This window comes from Prevotella sp. lc2012 (genome assembly GCF_900107065.1).
GTDB lineage: Bacteria > Bacteroidota > Bacteroidia > Bacteroidales > Bacteroidaceae > Prevotella.
Window position 1 is genome coordinate 549432 of the sequence record NZ_FNUF01000001.1, and the last position, 20894, is coordinate 570325.

Below are 20894 nucleotides of genomic sequence, written 5' to 3' on the forward strand. Positions count from 1 at the left end.
TTTATTTGAGAAATGGAAAAAATCTGCTAACTTTGCACCAAAATTTTTATTGAGCACTGTTATTTTGAAAACGATCATACGTATTACCCTCCTTCTTCTGCTTGTGCAGACCACGCTCGCACAGCCCCCCAAACACGAAGTAAGAGCCGTCTGGCTCACGACCATCGGCGGTATTGACTGGCCCCACACATACGACCCCTACCAACAGCGGCAGGAGCTCATCGGCATTCTCGACCAGTTGCAGCGTGCCCATATCAACACCGTACTCATACAGACCCGTGTCCGAGCGACCACCATCTTCCCCTCCGCCATGGAGCCGTGGGACGTCTGCGTCACTGGTCGACCGGGCACCTCACCGGGATACGACCCGTTGCAGTTCTGTATCGACGAGTGCCACAAGCGCGGCATGGAGTGCCATGCCTGGATTGTCACCATCCCTGTGGGGAAATGGAACACGGACGGTTGTAAACAGCTACGGGCGAAGTTCCCTCGTCTGATCCGGAAGATTGGCGAGGAGGGTTACATGAATCCGGAGATGCCACAGACAGGCGACTATCTGGCGCAGTTCTGCCGCGAGGTCACCCGTCGTTATGATGTCGACGGCATCCACCTCGACTATATCCGTTATCCGGAGACATGGAAGCTGAAGGTAAGTCGGCAGCAGGGGCGCCAGTACATCACTGATATTGTCAGAAAAATTAGCGCACAAGTCAAAGCCGAGAAACCCTGGGTGAAAGTGTCCTGTTCACCTGTCGGCAAGTTCGACGACCTGAGTCGTTACCAGAGTGCCGGTTGGAACGCCTACACGACGGTCTGCCAGGATGCCCAAGGGTGGCTGCGCGACGGACTGATGGATGCGCTCTTCCCGATGATGTATTTCCAGGGCAATCACTTCTTCCCGTTCACTGTTGACTGGAAAGAACATAGCTACGGACGTATCGTGGCTCCCGGACTGGCCATCTATATGCTTCATCCGAGGGAGAAAGACTGGAGTCTCGACATCGTCCAGCGAGAGATGAGTGTGCTGAGGGCGCAAGGCCTCGGATACACGTTCTTCCGTTCTAAGTTCTTTACTGACAATACGAAAGGCGTCTATTCGTTCACGAGACACTTTAACCAATACCCTTCCCTCATCCCACCTATGACATGGGCCCGTCGCCAGGCGCCTAGTCCGGTCAAGGTCCTTCAGGTCAAACGAGGCATGACGACCGACCAACTGTCCTGGTATGGGGCCAAGGACCACTCCGGAGCCGACTACCTATTATATAATGTATATGCCTCCGACACCTATCCCGTCGACACCCGTGAGGCGCGCAACCTCCTTGTCACCCGACAGAGAGCATGCTCACTCCATGTGCCCCACCAAGGGCGCACCCTCTACTATGCCGTGACCGCCGTCGACAGATACGGCAACGAGAGCGCCCCACTGGATCATGGGAAGGATATCGATAAAGCGCATAAACCTCTGGACACCCGTCAGCTCATCGTCGGGAAATCACCCGGAATGAACAAATACAAAAGAAAATGAGCTAAAAAGACAACTGCTTTTACCGGGAAATGACTAATTTTGCACCCATTCTAACAAATATAAAACAAATCAGATATGGAAAGAACATGGAGATGGTTTGGCAAGAAAGACAAGATCACACTTGCCATGCTCAAGCAAATCGGTGTAGAGGGCATCGTCACAGCCTTGCACGATGTTCCCCTCGGAGAAGTATGGACGCGTGAGAAGATCCGCGACTTGCGCGAATACATTGAAAGCTACGGCATGCGCTGGAGCGTCGTAGAGAGTCTGCCCGTGGTGGAGACGATCAAATACGGAGGACCAGACCGCGACCATCAGATCGAGGTTTACAAGGAGTCCTTGCGTAACCTCTCCGCAGAGGGTATCCACTGCATCTGCTACAATTTCATGCCTGTGCTCGACTGGGCGCGCACCGATCTGTTCCACAACAATCCCAACGGCTCCACCAACCTCTACTTCAACTATGCCGAGTTCGCCTACTTCGACATCTATATCCTGAAGCGTGAGGGAGCCCGTGAGGAATGGGCGAAGTTCCAGTTCCCCGAAGGTGTCGGTGCAGGGCGTAACGTACTGGCCGAGGCCGACGAGCTCGCCAAGACGATGACCCCGGAGAAGGATCATGCGCTGGTAGACACCATCATCATCAAGACACAGGGCTTCGTGTCGGGTAATTTCAGTGAGAACGACGAGGCGCCGATCCAGAAGTTCCGCGACTTCCTCGATCTCTACAAAGGCATCGACAAGGCCCAGCTCCGTGCTAACATGAAATACTTCCTCGAGGCCATCATGCCGACATGCGAGGAATACAATATGAATATGTGCGTACATCCCGACGACCCCCCCATCGAGGTGCTCGGTCTGCCGCGTATCGTTCGCACCGAGGAGGATATCCAGTGGTTCCTCGATGCCGTACCCAACAAGCACAATGGTCTCACCTTCTGTGCCGGTTCACTCTCTGCAGGCGCCTATAATCAGGTGGTGGAGATGGCGAAGAAGTTCGCGTCACGAACCCACTTCGTGCATCTGCGCTCTTGCCATATCTTCCCCAATGGCGACTTCACCGAGGCTTCGCACCTGGGTGGTCGTGCCGACCTCATCGAGCTCTGCCGCATCTTCGAAAAGGAGAATCCCTCCCTGCCGATGCGTGTCGATCACGGCATGACCTTCACCGACGAGCCCGGTGGTATCATGGATGAGTCGAGTCACGGTCATAATGCCGGTTACACCCTCCTGGGACGTATGTTCGCCCTCGGACAGGTGCAGGGCATCCTCGCCACCGTCGACCGTGAATTAGGAATTGAATACAAACAACCCGGATTCTTTGATTAGGATTGAAGAATTGAAGAATTGAAAGATTGAAGTTATGAAACTGAATGACATACTGAGCGGACAGTTTAATGCCGCGGAATGGGAAGCCAAGGGATATCAGCTTCCGAAATTCGACATCGCAAAGGTTCGTGAGAAGACCGCCAAGGAGCCTACATGGGTACACTTCGGGGGTGGAAACATCTTCCGCGCCTTCCCTGCCGCCATCCTCAACGATGCCCTGAACACAGGCAAGTACGATCGTGGCGTCATCGTGGCCGAGACCTTCGACTTCGAGGTTATCGACAAGGCCTACGCGCCTTACAACAACCTCTCGCTGCTAGTCAGTCTGCAGTCGACCGGCACCATCGAGAAAAAGGTGATAGCATCAGTGACCGAGGCCCTGAAGGCCGATCCGCAGTTCGACGACTGGAACCGTCTGGTAGAGATCTTCCGGAACCCGAGTCTGCAGATGATCTCGTTCACCATCACCGAGAAAGGCTATACCTACAACGAGGCCGATCTCGCCCGAGGTCTGAAGCCCCTCTTCGCCATGGGTAAGGTCTGCGCCCTGCTCTACGAGCGCTGGAAAGCCGGTCAGCTGCCCCTCACCATCCAGTCGATGGACAACTGCTCGCACAACGGCGACAAGGTGAAGGCCGGCGTCTTCGCCTATGCCGAGCGCTGGGTGCAGGATGGTCTGACAGACCAAGCCTTCCTCGACTACCTGAAGGACGAGACGAAGATCACCTTCCCCTGGTCGATGATCGACAAGATCACACCCCGTCCTCACGAGAGGGTCAAGGAGATGCTGGCCGCCGACGGCTTCGCCGACAACGACTATATCGAGACCGAGAAGCACACCTTCACCGCTCCGTTCGTGAACGCAGAGGAAGTGCAGTACCTCGTCATCGAGGACCACTATACCAACGGTCGTCCCCCGCTCGACCTCGGCGGTGCCCTCTACACCACCCGTGAGACGGTGGATAAGGTTGAGACGATGAAGGTGACCACCTGTCTGAACCCGCTCCACACAGCGATGTCCATCTACGGTTGTATGCTGGGCTACACGCTCATCTCTGCCGAGATGGCCGACGAGGATCTGCGCCCGTTCATCCAGAAGATCGGTTACATGGAGGCCATGCCGGTGGTCACCGACCCCGGTGTACTGAACCCCTACGAGTTCATCGGTGCCGTCATCAACCGTCGTCTGCCCAACCCGTTCATGCCCGACGCGCCGCAGCGCATCGCCTGCGACACCTCACAGAAGCTGCCTATCCGCTTCGGTGAGACCATCAAGAAGTATATCGCCCGTGGTCTCGACATGTCGAACCTCGTGCTCATCCCTCTCACCCTGGCAGGCTATGCCCGTTACTTGAAAGGTATCAAGGACGACGGCACGGCGTTCGAGCCCTCTCCCGACCCCATGCTGGCGGAGATGCAGGCCATCGTCGCCCCCCTCGAGATTGGCAAGGCCGACCAGGACTGGAGTCCGCTGAAGCAGCTCTATAGTCGTAAGGACGTCTTCGGTGTCGACCTCTACGAGGCCGGTCTCGGTGAACAGATCGAGGGTATGGTGAAGGAGCTTTATGCCGGTCCCGGTGCCGTTCGCCAGACGCTCCACAAATACGTATCGGCCAGATAATAGAAGTATTTATCTTTACAAATAGACGCTCATAACTCGCATATTCGTCATCCCACCTCTGATGGGGCACGAATATGCGAGTTTTAAGTATCCAGCGCAACCGTCTGATACTATGGCGGTTACATTCTCTTTTTCGCATCCCCCAGTTTACAGTCATGGAGATAGGGCCTAAGAGTCATTCAGATAAGGCCCACAAGTGTAAGAGATAATCCCTATACCCTATAAGAGATTATCCCTTTCACTCGTAAGTGCCATCCCTTTGAGTCGTAGAGCCTATCTCTTTGAGTGAAAGGAGACGGGTCTGACGGTCACAGACCCATACATCGTCGTCATCAGTCCTAAAAAGCCCCTTTTAAGCCTCCCAGTCCTTTCTCTTTCACGTTATACGGCCACCACTTTTTTAGGCCATTTTTCATGACACGACAGATAACCGTGCTCTACCGTTGTCAGACACCCCGTCACCGGGTCCTCGGATGACCGTATGGGATTACGATTATTTTAACGTAATATGACACTCCAGATTTGGCGGTCTCGTATTATTTCCGTATTTTTGCACTCGCATATTTCCCGAAAGGGAAAAAACAAGAAAACGAGAAAAGAACAACTAAAAAACAATCAATTAAAAATGAAACCACTAAACAAACAATTTGCCCCTAAGAGTGTGATGCCTGAGAAGGTGATTCAGTTCGGAGAAGGAAACTTCCTCCGTGCCTTCGTCGATTGGATTATCTGGAATATGGACCAGAAGACCGACTTCAACGGAAGTGTCGTCGTCGTACAGCCCATCGAGAAGGGTATGGCAGACATGCTCAATGGTCAGGACTGTCTGTACCATGTGAACCTGCAGGGGCGTGAGAACGGTCAACCCGTGAACACACTGGAGCGCATCGACGTCATCAGTCGTGCGCTGAACCCCTATACCCAGCATGCCGCCTTCATGGCACTGGCCGCCCAACCGGAGATACGCTTCGTGATTTCCAATACCACCGAGGCCGGTATCACCTTCGATCCCAGCTGTAAGATCGACGATGCACCCGCCAGTAGCTATCCCGGCAAACTGGTGCAGCTGCTGTACCGTCGTTACCAGACGTTCGGAGGCGACAGAAGCAAGGGCCTCATCATCTTCCCCTGTGAGCTGATCTTCCTGAACGGTCATGTGCTGAAAGACTGTATCTATAAGTATATCGAGCTCTGGAACCTTGGCGAAGACTTCAAGACCTGGTTCGAAGAGGCCTGCGGCGTGTATGCCACCCTCGTCGACCGTATCGTTCCGGGCTTCCCTCGTAAGGAGATCGCAGAGATCCAGGAGAAGATCGGCTATCGCGACAACCTCGTCGTACAGGCCGAGAACTTCCACCTGTGGGTGATTGAGGCCCCGAAGGAGGTGGCCAACGAGTTCCCTGCCGACAAGGCCGGACTGCATGTACTGTTCGTGCCCTCCGAGGAGCCCTACCATAAGCGTAAGGTGACCCTCCTCAACGGTCCGCATACCGTTCTCTCGCCCGTGGCCTTCCTGAGCGGCGTGGACATCGTTCGCGATGCCTGCAACCATGAGGTGATCAGTAAGTACATCCACAAGGTGCAGTTCGACGAGCTGATGCAGACCCTCGACCTGCCGATGGACGAGTTGGAGAAGTTTGCCGGCGACGTGCTGGAGCGCTTCGACAACCCCTATGTCGACCATCAGGTGACGAGTATCATGCTGAACTCGTTCCCGAAGTTCCAGGCCCGCGACCTTCCTGGGGTGAAGACCTATCTGGAGCGCAAGGGTGAGTTGCCCCGAGGACTGGTGTTCGGTCTTGCGGCCATCATCACTTACTACAAAGGTGGCAAGCGTGACGATGGTACGGACATCACACCCAACGACGACGAGAAGATCCTGAATCTGCTGAACGAGCTGTGGGCGACGGGCGACACGCAGCAGGTGACCGACGGCGTGCTTGGTGCTGAGTTTATCTGGCAGGAGGACCTGAACAAGATCAGCGGCCTGAACACGATGGTCAAGCAGTTCCTCGACCTGATCCAGAGCGTAGGCATGCTCGAGGCCGTCAAGAGCGTCTTGTAAGAATTCACACACTGAGATACCGAATAAAGACATTGAGTAACACCATAGAAATCAAAGGGGCGAGAGTCAATAACCTGAAGAACATTGACGTCAGGATTCCCCGTAACAAGTTTGTAGTGATAGCCGGCGTCAGTGGCTCCGGAAAATCATCCTTAGCCTTCGACACACTGTATGCCGAAGGACAGCGCCGTTATGTGGAGAGCCTGTCGAGCTATGCCCGGCAGTTCCTCGGCAGAATGAACAAGCCTGAGTGCGATTTCATCAAGGGCATCCCCCCTGCCATCGCCATCGAGCAGAAGGTCATCTCGCGCAATCCTCGTAGTACCGTCGGCACCTCGACGGAGATCTACGAGTACCTGCGACTGCTCTATGCCCGTATCGGGCGCACCTACTCCCCCATCAGCGGCGAGGAGGTGAAGAAGCATTCTACGGAGGATGTCGTACAGAAGATGCTGGAATACTCAAAGGGCACCCGTTTCATGGTCATGGCCCCGATACACCTCCCGGAGGGACGGACACTCGAGCGTCAACTGAAGGCATACCTCCAAGAGGGATATGCCAGGATATGGGTATCGCCGGGACCAGCCCAGGGAGGTGATGTCGTACGCATCGACGATTATCTGGAGAAGCCCGAGGCGATGGGCGACCCCGACCACCAGGAACTTTTTCTGGTCATCGACCGTCTGTCGGCGGACGACACGAAGGACGCCATCGCCCGACTGACGGACTCTGCCGAGACCGCTTTCTTTGAAGGACATGGGGAGCTGCGTCTGCTGTTCCCGCCCTCGAACATCTTCTATGATTTCTCCATGAAATTCGAGGCCGACGGCATGACCTTCGAAGAGCCCAACGACAACATGTTCTCGTTCAACTCCCCGGCAGGTGCCTGTCCGGAGTGCCAGGGCTTCGGTCGTATCGTCGGCATCGACGAGCGACTGGTCATCCCCAACACGACCCTGTCGGTCTATGAGGGGTGTGTGGTGTGCTGGCACGGTGAGAAGATGAAGGAGTGGAAAGACTGGTTCTGCCGGCATGCCGCCAACGACGACTTCCCCATCTTCGAGCCATACATGAAGCTGACCCAGCAACAGAAAGACTGGCTCTGGCACGGTCTGCCCTCGGACAAGGGGAAGAAGGAGAAACCATGCATCGACACGTTCTTCCAGATGCTGACGGAGAACCAGTATAAGATACAGTACCGGGTGATGCTCAGTCGGTACAGGGGTAAGACCACTTGTCCGGTCTGTCATGGGACACGACTGAAGCCAGAGGCCAACTACGTCAAGATCGGCGGACGGAGCATCACCGACCTGGTGCAGATGCCCGTCGTCCGACTGAAGGAATGGTTCGACCGTCTGGAACTGTCGGAACATGACGCGGAGGTAGGCCGTCGCCTGCTGACGGAGATCAGAAACCGTCTGCAGTTCCTCCTCGACGTAGGACTGGGTTATCTGACCCTTAACCGTCTCTCCAACACCCTCTCCGGCGGCGAGAGTCAGCGTATCAACCTCTGTACCTCACTGGGCAGTTCACTGGTGGGATCGCTCTATATCCTCGACGAGCCGAGCATCGGCCTGCATACACGCGACACTGACCGACTGATTCATGTGCTGAAGGAACTGCAGTCGCTGGGCAATACCGTCGTCGTCGTCGAGCACGACGAGGAGATCATGCGCGCTGCCGACTATCTGATCGATGTCGGTCCTGATGCCGGCCGACTGGGCGGAGAGATCGTCTTCGAAGGTGAGACAAAGGATATTCTGGAGACCAACAGACTGGGTGACGATGAGGCCCTGAAGAGATGGCCGAAGAGCTACACGGTGAAGTATCTGCTCCACGACGAGAAGATACCCATGCCGAAGAGTCGGCGACCGTGGAACCGGCATATCGACATCAAGGGGGCCCGCATGAACAACCTCCAGGGTATCGACGTCAAGATCCCGTTGAACGTGATGACCGTCGTCACCGGTGTCTCCGGCTCCGGGAAGTCGACCCTCATCAAGGGTATCCTCTACCCTGCCATGAAGCGTCATATCGGTGAGGTATGCGATGCGCCAGGCGAGTACCTGGGTCTGGCCGGTGACACCAGTGCCATCAAACACGTGGAGTTCGTGGACCAGAACCCCATCGGTAAGTCCACACGCTCGAACCCCGCCACCTATGTCAAGGCCTACGACACCATCCGAGAGCTGTTTGCCAAGCAACCATTAGCCCAGCAGATGGGTTTCACGCCACAGTACTTCTCATTCAATGCCGACGGCGGACGATGCGAGGAATGTAAGGGCGCCGGTGTGATCACGGTAGAGATGCAGTTCATGGCCGACCTTGTGCTGGAGTGCGAGGCCTGTCATGGTCACCGTTTCAAGAAAGACATCCTCGATGTGGCCTTCAACGGGAAGAACATCGACGACGTACTGAACATGACGATCTCTGAGGCCGTGGAGTTCTTCAGGGAGTCGGGAGCACAGGGCGACAAGGAGACAAGACAAACGACAGAGACGATCGTGAAGCGCCTGAAGACGCTCGAGGATGTGGGTCTCGGCTATATCAGACTCGGTCAGAACTCATCCACGCTCTCCGGCGGTGAGAACCAGCGCGTAAAACTGGCCTATTTCATCGGACAGGAGCGACAGGATCCGACACTCTTCATCTTCGACGAGCCGACGACAGGACTCCATTTCCACGATATCCAACGACTATTACAGGCGTTCAATGCCCTCATCGAACGAGGACACACAATACTGATCATCGAACATAACATGGAGATCATCAAATGTGCCGACCACGTGATTGACCTCGGTCCCGACGGCGGTGACAGGGGTGGCAGTCTGGTGGTAGCGGGAACACCCGAGGAGGTGGCCGCCTGTCCAGAGAGCATCACCGGGCACTATCTGAAAGAAAAACTGGAATAGCAGTGAAACACGGTCGACCATCCATCCGCACAGTCATGATGGGCATTCTCCTCACAAGCATGCCCGCCACACTGTGGGCCTGGGAAAAGACCGACACACTCATCCTGAACCGTATCTACAGCTACCAGAAAGAGCACAAGAAGGACATCAAGGGACTCGAGGACAATATCTACGTGAAATGCCGCTACAATGTCGAGAAGCGCAATCCGACCCTCTGGCTCATCCCGTCTATGTACGCACTGGCAAGAGATCCACGGGAGTATATCCGTGAGTCGTACAGCAGGGTAACCATCAACAGTGCCCACGACATGACCATCAACAGACAGGTGCTCGCCGGCACCGTCCGCAGAAACAGAAACGCCATGTCGCCCCTGCTGAACTTCATCACACCCAACATCTACGACATCGATCTGTACGACGGACATATGCTGTCGCCATTCAACAAGGTGAACCACAGGTTCTACCGGTTCAGACAAAGGACACTGAACGACGGCACCACACGCATCGACTTCCGTCCGAAGCTGTACAACACACAGTTGCTCAACGGCTATGCGATCGTAGAGACAGAGACGGGCCGTATCATCCGCACCATACTCAACGGAGAGTTCGATATGATCACGTTCCGCACAGAGATCATACAAGAGACGGATAGTGGGATTCCCAGAAAATGCAATACCGCCGCCACCTTCCGTTTTCTGGGGAACCGCATATCGGCTATCTTCGATGCGAACTACGACTGTCAGAAGCCTCTGCCCGACAGCATCCAGAGGGTGTCGAGCCGCAGACTGATGAGCGACCTGCGTCCTATAGCCCTGACAGAGACCGACCGGCAGATATACAAGGCCTATGACCGACAGCATGAGAAGGATACCGTCGCGCCCGACACCGTGTCGCGTCACCAGCGTCTGCTGAAAAAGATTTTCTGGGATACTATCGGTGAGAATCTCTTCACACCCATCGCAGCAGAGAACGGACCGGCCTCCTTCCGTCTCTCGCCAATCATCAACCCGCTCTACCTCAGCTACAGTGAGCATCATGGTCTGCGCTATAAGATGAGACTGCGCTCCAGATACACCTTCTCGCCACACCGTTACCTGACCTTCGACCCCACCGTCGGCTATAACTTCAAACAGCGACAGCTCTACTTCACCGCGCCGCTGCGCATGACCTACAACCCGAAACGTAACGGATATGCGGAGATCGTCTACGGCAACGGGAACCGTATCAGTAACTCCTGCGTACAGAAAGTCATCGACGAGATCTATCAGGACTCGCTCATCGAGAACAAACGGGATATGGACAAGTTCCGTGACAACCACTTCCGGGTGTTCAATAACATCATGATTTTCCCATGGCTTGACATCGAGAGCGGCTTCGTCTATCACCGGCGCTCGGCCGTCAACAAGGCTCTGATGCGCCAGTATGGCATGCCCGACGAATACTGCAGTTTTGCACCGATGCTCGGCGTGAAGATCCAGCCTTGGACATACGGTCCGCTCCTCTCCGTCGACTGGGAGAGAGGTATCAAGGGCATCAACCACTCCGACCTGAACTATGAGAGATGGGAGTTCGACGCCTCATGGAAGCATCATATACCTGGACTCCGGATCCTGAACCTCCGTGCCGGCGGCGGCTTCTATACCAGTAAGGAGAAGAACCTCTTCGTGGACTTCGTCAACTTCCGCGACAGGAACCTGCCGGAAGGATGGGATGACGACTGGAGTGGCGACTTCCAACTGCTCAGGAGCCGGGAGTACAACGAGTCGGACTACTACCTCCGCGGCCATGTCTCCTACGAGACACCGATGCTCATCGGCACCTGGATTCCCTATCTGGGAAAGTTCATCGAGAAAGAACGCTTATATATCAGTTCCGTGCTCCTGGAGAAGTCGCGCCCTTATTTCGAACTCGGCTACGGCTTCACCAACCGCTATATCTCCGTAGGGGCCTTTGCCAGTTTCCGGAACACCCACTTCGACAGGATCGGTGTGGAATTTGAATTTGAACTCTTCAGAAGATGGTAACCAACAAAAGAAAGCCACTGACCGTCTATAAGGCGAGTGCGGGCAGCGGAAAGACCTTCACCCTCGCCACCGAGTACATACGACTGCTCATCGAGAATCCGCAGAGCTACCGTACGATCCTTGCCGTCACCTTCACCAACAAGGCGACGGAGGAGATGAAGACCCGTATCCTCAGTCAGCTATACGGTATCTGGAAACAGCTGCCCGACTCTGCCAAATACATGGATGCCGTGCAGAAGAGCACTGGCTTCGGAACGAAGATGATCAGTGAGCGGGCAGGCATCTCCCTCAACAACCTGATACACAACTACAACTATTTCCAGGTTCAGACGATCGACACCTTCTTCCAGAGTGTCCTCCGGAATATGGCGAGGGAACTCGACCTGACCACGAACCTGCGCATCGGCCTCAACGACACACAGGTGGAAGAGATGGCCGTCGACCAGATGATCGAGGATCTCAGTACCACCGACATCGTGCTCCAATGGATCATGAAGTATATTCTGGAGAGCATCTCTGACGACAAGTCGTGGAATGTGATCTCGCAGATCAAGAAATTCGGACGTACCATCTTCCGCGACGAGTACAAGGAGGTGAGTGATGATCTGGAGAAGAAACTGGCAGAACCGGGGTTCTTCGACAACTACACCGCTCAGCTGCGCGAGATCCGTCAACGGGCTGAGGACCGGATGAAAGAGATCGGAGAGAGTTTCTTCGACACCCTTGAGGGCGAGGGACTCACCGTCGATGATCTCGCCAATAAGAGTCGAGGCATTGCCGGCTTCTTCCTGAAACTGCGAAAGGGCATCTTCGACCCAAGCATCGAGAACGCCACTGTGGCCAACTGTCTGGACAATCCTGAGAAATGGTGTGCTAAGTCTCACCCCCAGCACGACTATATCGTCTCACTGGCCGAGACCTCGTTGGGTGAGATCCTGCGCTATGCCGTAGAAGAGCGCTCCCAACAATGGAGACTCTTTAAGTCGGCCGACCTCACCCTGCGTCACCTGAGTCAGCTGAGACTACTGAGTAGCATCGAGAGGAAGGTGCATGAGATCAACGAGAACGCCAACCGCTTTTTGCTCAGTGACACCCAACAGCTGCTCCACTCGCTCATCGACAGCAGCGACTCGCCCTTTATCTTCGAGAAGATCGGCACCCAGCTGCATCATGTGATGATTGATGAGTTCCAAGACACCTCTACCGTACAATGGAAGAACTTCAAGGTCTTACTGTCCGATGTCATCAGTCATGAGGAAGATGGCAGTCTGATCGTCGGAGACGTCAAACAGAGCATCTACCGATGGCGGGCAGGCGACTGGCGACTGCTCAACGGTATCGAACAGCAGTTCTCTGACCAACAGATGGAAGTCAGGTCGCTCAGCACGAACTATCGCTCCGAACGTAACATCATCACCTTCAACAACACCTTCTTCCAACATGCCGTCAAACTGGAGTATCAGGGACAGAGCGAACTCAGCAAGACGGAGGCTGAAGAGCTGAACAAGGCCTATGCTGACGTGAGACAGCAGGTGCCGGACCACCGGCAGGACAACGGGTATGTTCACGTCGAACTGTTACCTGCCGACGACTATCAGCTCCAGACATTCAAACGGTTGACCACGACCGTCAGGGAACTGCAATCACAGGGCGTCAGTCTGCGCGATATCGCCATCCTTGTCCGTTCTAACGCTCACATCCCACTGATTGCCAGACATTTCCTGGAGGAGATGCCGGAGGTGACCATCGTCTCCGACGAGGCATTCCGTCTGGACGCCTCCTGTGCCGTCCGCCTGCTCATTCATGCCCTTCGTCTTCTTGTCCATCCCGATGACATCCTCACCAAGGCTGCCATCATCAAAAGCTACCAGACCGACATCCTGCAGACAACTGTCCGTGATCAGGAACTGCTGTTAGCCACTAACGACCTCGACAAGCTACTGCCAGAGGCTTACATCCAGCATACCGACGAACTGTTGACTATGCCTATCTACGATCTCGTGGAAACGCTCTTCACCATCTTCGATCTGGAACGGTTGGAGGAGCAGAGTGCCTATATCCACACGTTCTACGATTATCTCACCGACTATATCAAGGAGAACACCACCGATATCGAGGCTTTCCTCACCGAGTGGGATGAGACCATCTGCGGAAAGACCATCCAGAGCGATGAGACGGACGGTGTGCGTATTCTCTCCATTCACAAGTCGAAAGGACTGGAATACGGTTACGTCATCCTCCCCTTCTGCGACTGGCAGATGGAGAAGTCGGGGAACATCCTTTGGTGCCGGCCGGCCGAAGCACCGTTCTCCGACCTGCCTATCGCACCGATCGACTATAGTCAGAAGCAGATGGTAGGCACCATCTACGAAGGCGACTATATGCATGAGCATCTGCAGAACACCGTCGACAATCTCAATCTGCTTTATGTGGCCTTCACCCGCAGTCGTCGAGGACTCTTTGTCATTGGCAAGAGAGATGCCAAGAACTCCCGTTGCGCTCTGATCCAAGAGTGTCTTCCGCTTGTGGCACAGGATATGTCCGGGGCCACGCTCGAAGGTGTGGATGACGAGCAGCAGCCGATCGTCTTCAATTACGGTGCTCTCGGCGCCCCCGGGCAGTCCGACGATCATGACGCGCCATCGCCCAATCCCTTCCTGCAGTCGCCCGCACCCATCCATATTGGCATGAAGAGCTTCAGACGTAAGGTCAGCTTCCGTCAGAGCAACCGCAGTCGTGTGTTCATGGAAGGACACGACGGAGAGGGCGCCCAGCAGATGAGTTTCATACAGACGGGTAGTGTGCTGCATGAGATATTCTCTACCATCAGGACAACCGCAGACATCCCTGATGCCCTGCAACGATTACAGTCCGAAGGGGTGCTCTATGATGATCATATCACGGCAGAGAAGATCGGAGAGATGATCAGGAAACGACTGAGCGATCCACGGGTGACCGAGTGGTTCTCGCCTGGATGGACACTCTTCAACGAGTGTACGATCCTGACGACGGAAGACGGACAGGTCAAGGAGCGCCGCCCCGACCGTGTGATGACCGACGGCCAGCGCTGGGTCGTCGTCGACTTCAAGTTCGGCTCACCCAAGCCCGACTACCCCGACCAGGTACGCGAATACATGAGTCTCCTTGCCTCCATGGGCCACCAGCACATCACCGGCTACCTCTGGTACGTCTACAGCAACAAGATAGAAGAAGTAAAGTAAGAACGTTAAGATGATATCACTCACGAAATAGTTGACATGAAAAGTTTCCTTGAACATATCGCTGAAGAGCTGCTGGAGAAGTTTGGGACAGACCTGTCGCGTATTGCGGTGGTGTTCCCGAATAAACGTGCATCGCTCTTCCTCAACGAGCATCTGGCCCGACTGGCAGGAAAGCCGCTATGGAGTCCGGCATATATCACTATCAGCGACCTTTTCCGTAGTCTCTCTCCATTAAAGGTGGCCGACCCCATCCTGCTGGTCTGCGAACTGCACCGCTGCTTCACCGAGTGCACAGGCATCGACGAGACGCTCGATCATTTCTATGGCTGGGGACAGCTGTTGTTGGCCGACTTCGATGATGTGGACAAGAACATGGCACCTGCCGACAAGGTGTTCGCCCTTCTTCGTGATATCCATGAGCTCGACGATGTGTCGTATCTCACTGATGAGCAGCGCGAGATCATCCGTCGCTTCTTCAGTAACTTCTCCGACGATCATAACACAGAGCTCAAGGAACGCTTCCTCAAACTATGGAGTCATATCGGCGACATCTATCATCTCTTCAACCGGAAACTCGCCGACCGACAATTAGCCTACGAGGGAGCACTGTACCGACAGGTGGCTACCGATAAGACGCTCCAGTTCGAATACGACACGTATGTCTTCATTGGCTTTAATCTTCTCCATCCGGTCGAACAGGAGCTCTTCCGCCAGTTAGAGCGCGAAGGCAAAGCATTATTCTACCAGGATACTGAAGACATTCCTCCACGGAGCACCACATTCATCTCCGCTCCCACAGAGAACAGTCAGGCCCGTTATATCAGTCGGTGGCTCTCGGAGAAAAACCGTATTGCCGCCGGACACCGCACAGCCATCGTCCTGTGCGACGAGAGTCTGCTGCTGCCCGTCGTACACAGTCTGCCCGACACGGTGGAGAAGGCTAACATCACGACGGGCTATCCGCTCTACCAGACACCTATCGCTTCGCTGATCTCCCAGCTGATCAGTCTGCAGACTATAGGCTATTCCCCGAAGGCGGGAAGCTATCGTCTGCGACATATCAACGCTGTGCTCCGTCACCCCTATGCCAAATATATCTCTCCCAGATATCAGGATCTGGTTCAAGAGATGAACGCCAAAAGGATGTATTATCCGGAGATAGGGTTCCTCTCCTCTGACGAAGGACTGGCGCTGCTCTTCCAGCATCACGACACCCCTATTCTCAAATGGCTGCTCTCACTGGTCCGACATATCGCCACCAGCTATAGACAGACTGAGGTGGAGGGGCCTCTCGACACCGAGAGCCTCTTCAGGATGCACACGTTGCTCAACCGTATCAACGGGCTTGTGGTGAGCGGCGAGCTGTCCGTAGATGTGATCACCCTGCAGCGGCTTATCATGCAGCTTATCCAGACCACCACCATCCCCTTTCACGGTGAACCGATAGAAGGGATACAGATCATGGGTGTGCTGGAGACCAGAAACCTGGACTTCGACCATGTGCTGCTGCTATCCTGTAATGAGGGTAACATGCCGCGCGGGATCAACGACACCTCGTTCATTCCCTACTCCATCCGCAAGGCATATGGTCTGACAACCGTCGACAACAAGGTGGCCATCTACGCGAACTACTTCCACCATCTGCTTCAGCGAGCCAGTGATGTGACACTCGTCTATAACAACTCCACCAACGACGGTCAGACTGGAGAGATGTCGCGCTTCATGCTGCAACTGATGGTAGACGGTCGACAGACCATCACGTACCAGACGCTCAAGGCCGGACAGCAGTCGTCACTCCGTATGCCCAAACCTATTGAGAAGACCGAAGCAGTAATGGAGATCCTACGGCAACGGTTCCTCCAGAACACCGGTATTGTCAGTCCTACGGCCATCAGCAACTATCTGCGTTGTCAGCTCCGTTTCTTCTACCGATATGTCAGCAACCTGGCCGAGCCGGACAATAACGACGAGGACTTGATAGACAACCGGATCTTCGGAAACATCTTCCACCTGTCAGCCCAGAAGGTCTATGAGTACCTGATGCAACTAACGGGTGACCACATCACCGCATTAGCTATCGACGACCTGCTCAAGAACAATATAGAGATCGAGCGCATCGTCGACAATGCCTTCAAGCGTGAACTCTTCCAGATCAAGGACCCGACGCGCCGCCTTCCTCCGCTCGACGGTCTTCAGCTCATCAACCGCGAGGTCATCATCAGGTATATCCGACAGTTGCTCGAGACAGACAAACGACTCACGCCGTTCACCATCCTCGGTCTTGAGAAAGAGATTTCCATGCCTCTGGCCATTCGTGTCAACGACCATACGGCTGATGCGCAAGATACACACGAGACAACCCTTAAGATAGGTGGGTATATCGACCGTCTCGACAGCGTCGTCGACCCAGAGACCGGCGAGGAACGCATTCGCGTCATCGACTACAAAACCGGTGCCTATCATATCAAGCCTCTGGCTGATGTCGATGCGATCTTCGATCCAGAGAACATCAAGGAGCACAGCGACTATTTCCTCCAGGCATTTCTCTATAGTCATATCATCCGTCGGGAGACTGACACAGCCGTAAGTCCTGCCTTACTGTTCATCCAGCATGCAGGCACTGACGACTACGACCCAACGCTCAAGCTGGGTAAAGAACGTGTACGGGATATAGCCACAGAAGCTCCCCGGTTCATGAAACTGCTGAACGAGACCATCTCGGATATCTTCAATGCGGATATCACCTTCATGCCAACCAATGATATGAAGCGCTGCCACACCTGTCCTTATGCGACCCTCTGTGGGAGATAAGGGCGATGCAGACTCTATCGGTTCTTGTTCTTGACGAACCAGTTGTGTGTGAAGTGATACATGACAAGGGCCACGATGACAAGAGCCAGCGACATAAGCAGTGATGAGATCTTCTCACCCTGGAAGAGTGCCAGTCCGAGACCTATACCACATGCGATGCCTCCTTCCCAACCGAGCAGGAAGGTGCTCTGTGAGGTGCCTCTCTGACAATGACGACTCAGCTTGATGAAGAAGAGCAGGAAGCGGGAGCCGATGATACCGATACCAAAGCCTATAAACAGAGGTGCCGCATACCATACGATCGGTTGTGTACGGGTAATCATCATCAGCAGTGCGGCAAACAGCAAGATCAGTCCGGAGACGACCTCACTCTTCACTTCTGCATCGCGGAAGACGAAGCGTTGTGCCAATAAGGCCAACAGGAACCCTATCATCATCATCGCATAGAAATGCTCAGAAAAATCGACGGAAAAGAGGATGCCCACCGCCACCGTCACCAACAGGAGATTCACAAAGAGCGGAAATCCGTGAGGCAGGAAAAAACGGTCAAGACTGACCACAGGCACATGATCCAACGGGGTGCGGAAGGGGAAATGCACCAAGGCAACGAGCACCAAGGCAACGAACGCACAACCAGCTGCACAGAGCATGACGACAGAAAAGCCAAAGCTGCGCTCTATCAGAAGACCAGCCAACGGTCCCAGAGAAAGGGAAAACCGACTGAACCATGCTGCGGAGTGATTCGCCTCTGTACGCTGGAACGACTCACTGGTATCGATGATCAGCGTACTGGTAAGCGTCATCTGCGCCAATCCGAAGAAGGCACCGAAGGCAAAACGATGGCCCATCAGCAAAGGAAGTTCCATATCGCGGCACAAAACCGCATCCAGATAATACAACAAGGCCAACAGGCATACGACAGCCAGTACGGCGATGATGCAGACCATATTACGACGGTAATGCTGAACGAGAAAGGACACGAAGAGTCCGAAGAAGAACAGGCCTACGCCAAAGGCTCCCATGACCGCACCGACCTCATGGAACGACAGACCCTGTCCCTGAAGGAGCCAACGAGGCATGACTGGAACAAGCATATAGACCGACATCGTAAGCAGTAGGTTTGCTACAGCCAGACGCCAGAAGTCATGATGCCATAGGCGGATATGTACAGGCGTGTTCTGCGAGTTCATAAAGGGAGGAATTTGAATGTGTCAATCAACGATTCATAGGTCAGTCCTCTGTAGTCGGTGATCTGGATGTCTGAAAGGGGAGCTATCGCCTCGACAGGATTCGTCGTGGCCAAGCCCACTACCGACATCTCCGCAGCCCTACCAGAACGAAGTCCGTTAAAGCTATCCTCAAACACGACACACTCCTCGGCATCCACACCAAAGAGTTCTGCTGCCTTCAGATAACATTCCGGATCAGGCTTGCTACGGGTAAAATCCTCGGATGTGAGAACTCTGTCAAAGAGAGAACGAAAAATCGGCTGGTGCTTGTTCACACTTTCCATCTTCGGTTGGTTGGAACTTGTGACGACAGCCGTCAGGACACCGTGTGATCGCAAGTCAGAGATAAGCGTCTCAAATCCGTCGATAAAATCATAATGCATCGTCTGTTCATAAGCATTAAGTCGATTAGTAATCGACTCACGCTCAGGCTCTAAGTCACCACTGAACCAACGCTCATAGATCTGAGTAAGCGTCTGTCCCTTGATCTCATGCTCAAGACCAGGTCGCTCCGGGTGATACTGTCGACATATCATTCCCCAGAATATCGAATACTGAGGTTCTGTGTCGAAGACGACACCATCGAGGTCAAACAGGGCCGCTTTAAGTTTTCTCTGCTTCATCTCATTAAATTTGGGTGCAAAATTAATATTTTTTAGCGAGAAATTTGCTTTTTTACTAATTAAACTGTATTTTTGCACTTAAATAAATGATATAACTACAGGCGTATGAAGAATTTTAACCTACTTTCCATGATCACGTTACTGATGATTGCCTGTGGAGGAAATGATGAGGACGCCATTAAGTTCGACTCCTTTGAGGTTGACAAAGTTGCCGTTCTTTCCAATGATGATCCCTCACCTCGGTGTCAGGTACATCTTCACATGAACCAGGCGACAAAAGCCTGTGGACATCGCGGCGAGCTGATCAACGCGACAGTGATGAGACGCTTGCTCGACCTTGAGGACAGTTCGATGAAACTGGCAGCAGAGACCTTTGCTGACAAGTACACACAATCGTACATCACCAATATGCTGCCGTTATACAATCAAGACCGTTCCGACACACTGAAACGCCAATGGTATGAGTATCATTACATTATCGACACCAACACTCAGAAAGGTTCCAAGAACAGTGTGGTCTATCTGGCCACCATCGACTACTATGAGGGAGGTGCACACGGCATCAACCAGTTGCTGACAATGAACTTTGACACAAGGACCGGACGACTGTTGACCATGAAAGATATCTTTGCATCCGGCTACGAGCAGCCTCTTCAAGAGATGCTGTTGCAGGCGCTGATGGAGAAGACGGGACTGAACAGTCTGACGGCGCTGCATGAGAAGGGTTACCTGTACTCGATGGATATCTTCCCGGCAGAAAACTTCATCCTCGGCGATGAGACCATCACCTTTGTCTATAACCCCTATGAGATTGCACCGTATGCCTTAGGCAGCACCGAACTGACTCTCCCATATAGTCAGTTAAGTAAGATTCTCAATTACTCATTCGAATATTAACAGAATATGAAAGCAGACTGCATTTACAGATATTTCCCCCATCTGACGGAACAGCAGAAACAACAGTTCGAGGCACTCGACGACCTGTACCGCGACTGGAACACAAAGATTAATGTGATCTCACGCAAAGATATCGACATGCTGTATGAGCATCATGTGCTCCACTCGCTGGCCATTGCGAAGATGATTCACTTCACACAGGGTACGCACATCCTGGATTTCGGGACAGGAGGTGGGTTCCCCGGCATCCCCCTTGCCATTCTCTTTCCAGACTGTGAGTTCAAACTCATCGACGGCACCGGCAAAAAGATCCGTGTGGCACAGGAGATCAGCCATGCCATCGGACTCAAGAACTGTCACCCGGAACATATCCGCGGAGAGGAAGAGAAAGGGAAATATGATTTTGTGGTGAGTCGAGCCGTGATGCCTCTCCCCGATCTGGTGAAGATGATTCGGAAGAATATCTCGAAGACCCAACAGAATGCGCTTCCTAATGGTCTCATCTGTCTAAAAGGCGGAGACCTGCAGGCAGAGACCCAGCCATTCAACAAGATCGTCGAGACGGCTGAGATCAGCAGTTTTTTCAAGGAGGAGTGGTTTGATACCAAGCATGTCGTCTATCTACCCATCTGAT

Annotated in this window: 12 protein-coding genes; 10 read left to right on the plus strand and 2 right to left on the minus strand. The window is 53.8% G+C overall.

Annotated elements, in window-relative coordinates; translation table 11 throughout:
- Nucleotides 1-64: 64 nt before the first annotated feature.
- The 8 genes from BLU99_RS02470 (at nt 65) to BLU99_RS02505 (ending at nt 17511) form a co-directional block, all read left to right on the plus strand.
- Nucleotides 65-1528, plus strand: a complete 1464-nt coding sequence (locus tag BLU99_RS02470; RefSeq protein WP_369807689.1) for a glycoside hydrolase family 10-like protein — start codon at nt 65-67, stop codon at nt 1526-1528.
- Nucleotides 1529-1603: 75 nt separating this feature from the next.
- Complete coding sequence (uxuA, locus tag BLU99_RS02475; RefSeq protein WP_091899578.1) at nt 1604-2857, plus strand: mannonate dehydratase; 1254 nt, start codon at nt 1604-1606, stop codon at nt 2855-2857.
- Nucleotides 2858-2891: 34 nt separating this feature from the next.
- The gene (locus BLU99_RS02480; RefSeq protein ID WP_091899579.1) at nt 2892-4478 is read left to right on the plus strand and encodes a mannitol dehydrogenase family protein; all 1587 of its coding nucleotides are present in this window, start codon (nt 2892-2894) and stop codon (nt 4476-4478) included.
- A gap of 625 nt (nt 4479-5103) precedes the next feature.
- Entirely contained in the window at nt 5104-6543 is a 1440-nt protein-coding gene (locus BLU99_RS02485; protein WP_091899580.1) for a tagaturonate reductase, read from the plus strand.
- A gap of 32 nt (nt 6544-6575) precedes the next feature.
- Entirely contained in the window at nt 6576-9455 is a 2880-nt protein-coding gene (uvrA, locus tag BLU99_RS02490; RefSeq protein ID WP_091899581.1) for an excinuclease ABC subunit UvrA, read from the plus strand.
- Between the two features lie 2 nt (nt 9456-9457).
- On the plus strand, nt 9458-11479 hold the full coding sequence (locus tag BLU99_RS02495) for a DUF5686 family protein (RefSeq protein ID WP_144006077.1): 2022 nt from the start codon (nt 9458-9460) through the stop codon (nt 11477-11479).
- A complete protein-coding gene (locus tag BLU99_RS02500) occupies nt 11473-14700 on the plus strand; it encodes a UvrD-helicase domain-containing protein (protein ID WP_091899583.1) in 3228 nt (1075 codons plus the stop codon). The genes BLU99_RS02495 and BLU99_RS02500 overlap by 7 nt, the downstream gene beginning before the upstream one ends.
- 36 nt (nt 14701-14736) lie before the next feature.
- Nucleotides 14737-17511 (plus strand): PD-(D/E)XK nuclease family protein, encoded by a 2775-nt coding sequence (locus tag BLU99_RS02505; RefSeq protein WP_091899584.1) that lies wholly within the window; start codon nt 14737-14739, stop codon nt 17509-17511.
- Nucleotides 17512-17525: 14 nt separating this feature from the next.
- Here BLU99_RS02505 and BLU99_RS02510 read toward each other — a convergent pair whose 3' ends face one another.
- Both BLU99_RS02510 and BLU99_RS02515 read right to left on the minus strand, forming a co-directional pair.
- Entirely contained in the window at nt 17526-18701 is a 1176-nt protein-coding gene (locus BLU99_RS02510; protein ID WP_091899585.1) for an MFS transporter, read from the minus strand.
- Nucleotides 18698-19363: an HAD family hydrolase gene (locus BLU99_RS02515; RefSeq protein WP_091899586.1), complete on the minus strand. Its 666-nt coding sequence runs from the start codon at nt 19361-19363 to the stop codon at nt 18698-18700. The genes BLU99_RS02510 and BLU99_RS02515 overlap by 4 nt, the downstream gene beginning before the upstream one ends.
- 105 nt (nt 19364-19468) lie before the next feature.
- Between BLU99_RS02515 and BLU99_RS02520 the strand changes: the two genes are divergently transcribed.
- Together BLU99_RS02520 and rsmG are read left to right on the plus strand one after the other, a co-directional pair.
- Nucleotides 19469-20260 carry an RsiV family protein gene (locus tag BLU99_RS02520; protein WP_091899587.1) on the plus strand — a complete coding sequence of 264 codons (792 nt, stop codon included), beginning with the start codon at nt 19469-19471 and terminating at the stop codon, nt 20258-20260.
- A gap of 6 nt (nt 20261-20266) precedes the next feature.
- Nucleotides 20267-20893 (plus strand): 16S rRNA (guanine(527)-N(7))-methyltransferase RsmG, encoded by a 627-nt coding sequence (rsmG, locus tag BLU99_RS02525; protein WP_091899588.1) that lies wholly within the window; start codon nt 20267-20269, stop codon nt 20891-20893.
- The last annotated feature ends 1 nt before the right edge of the window (nt 20894 follow it).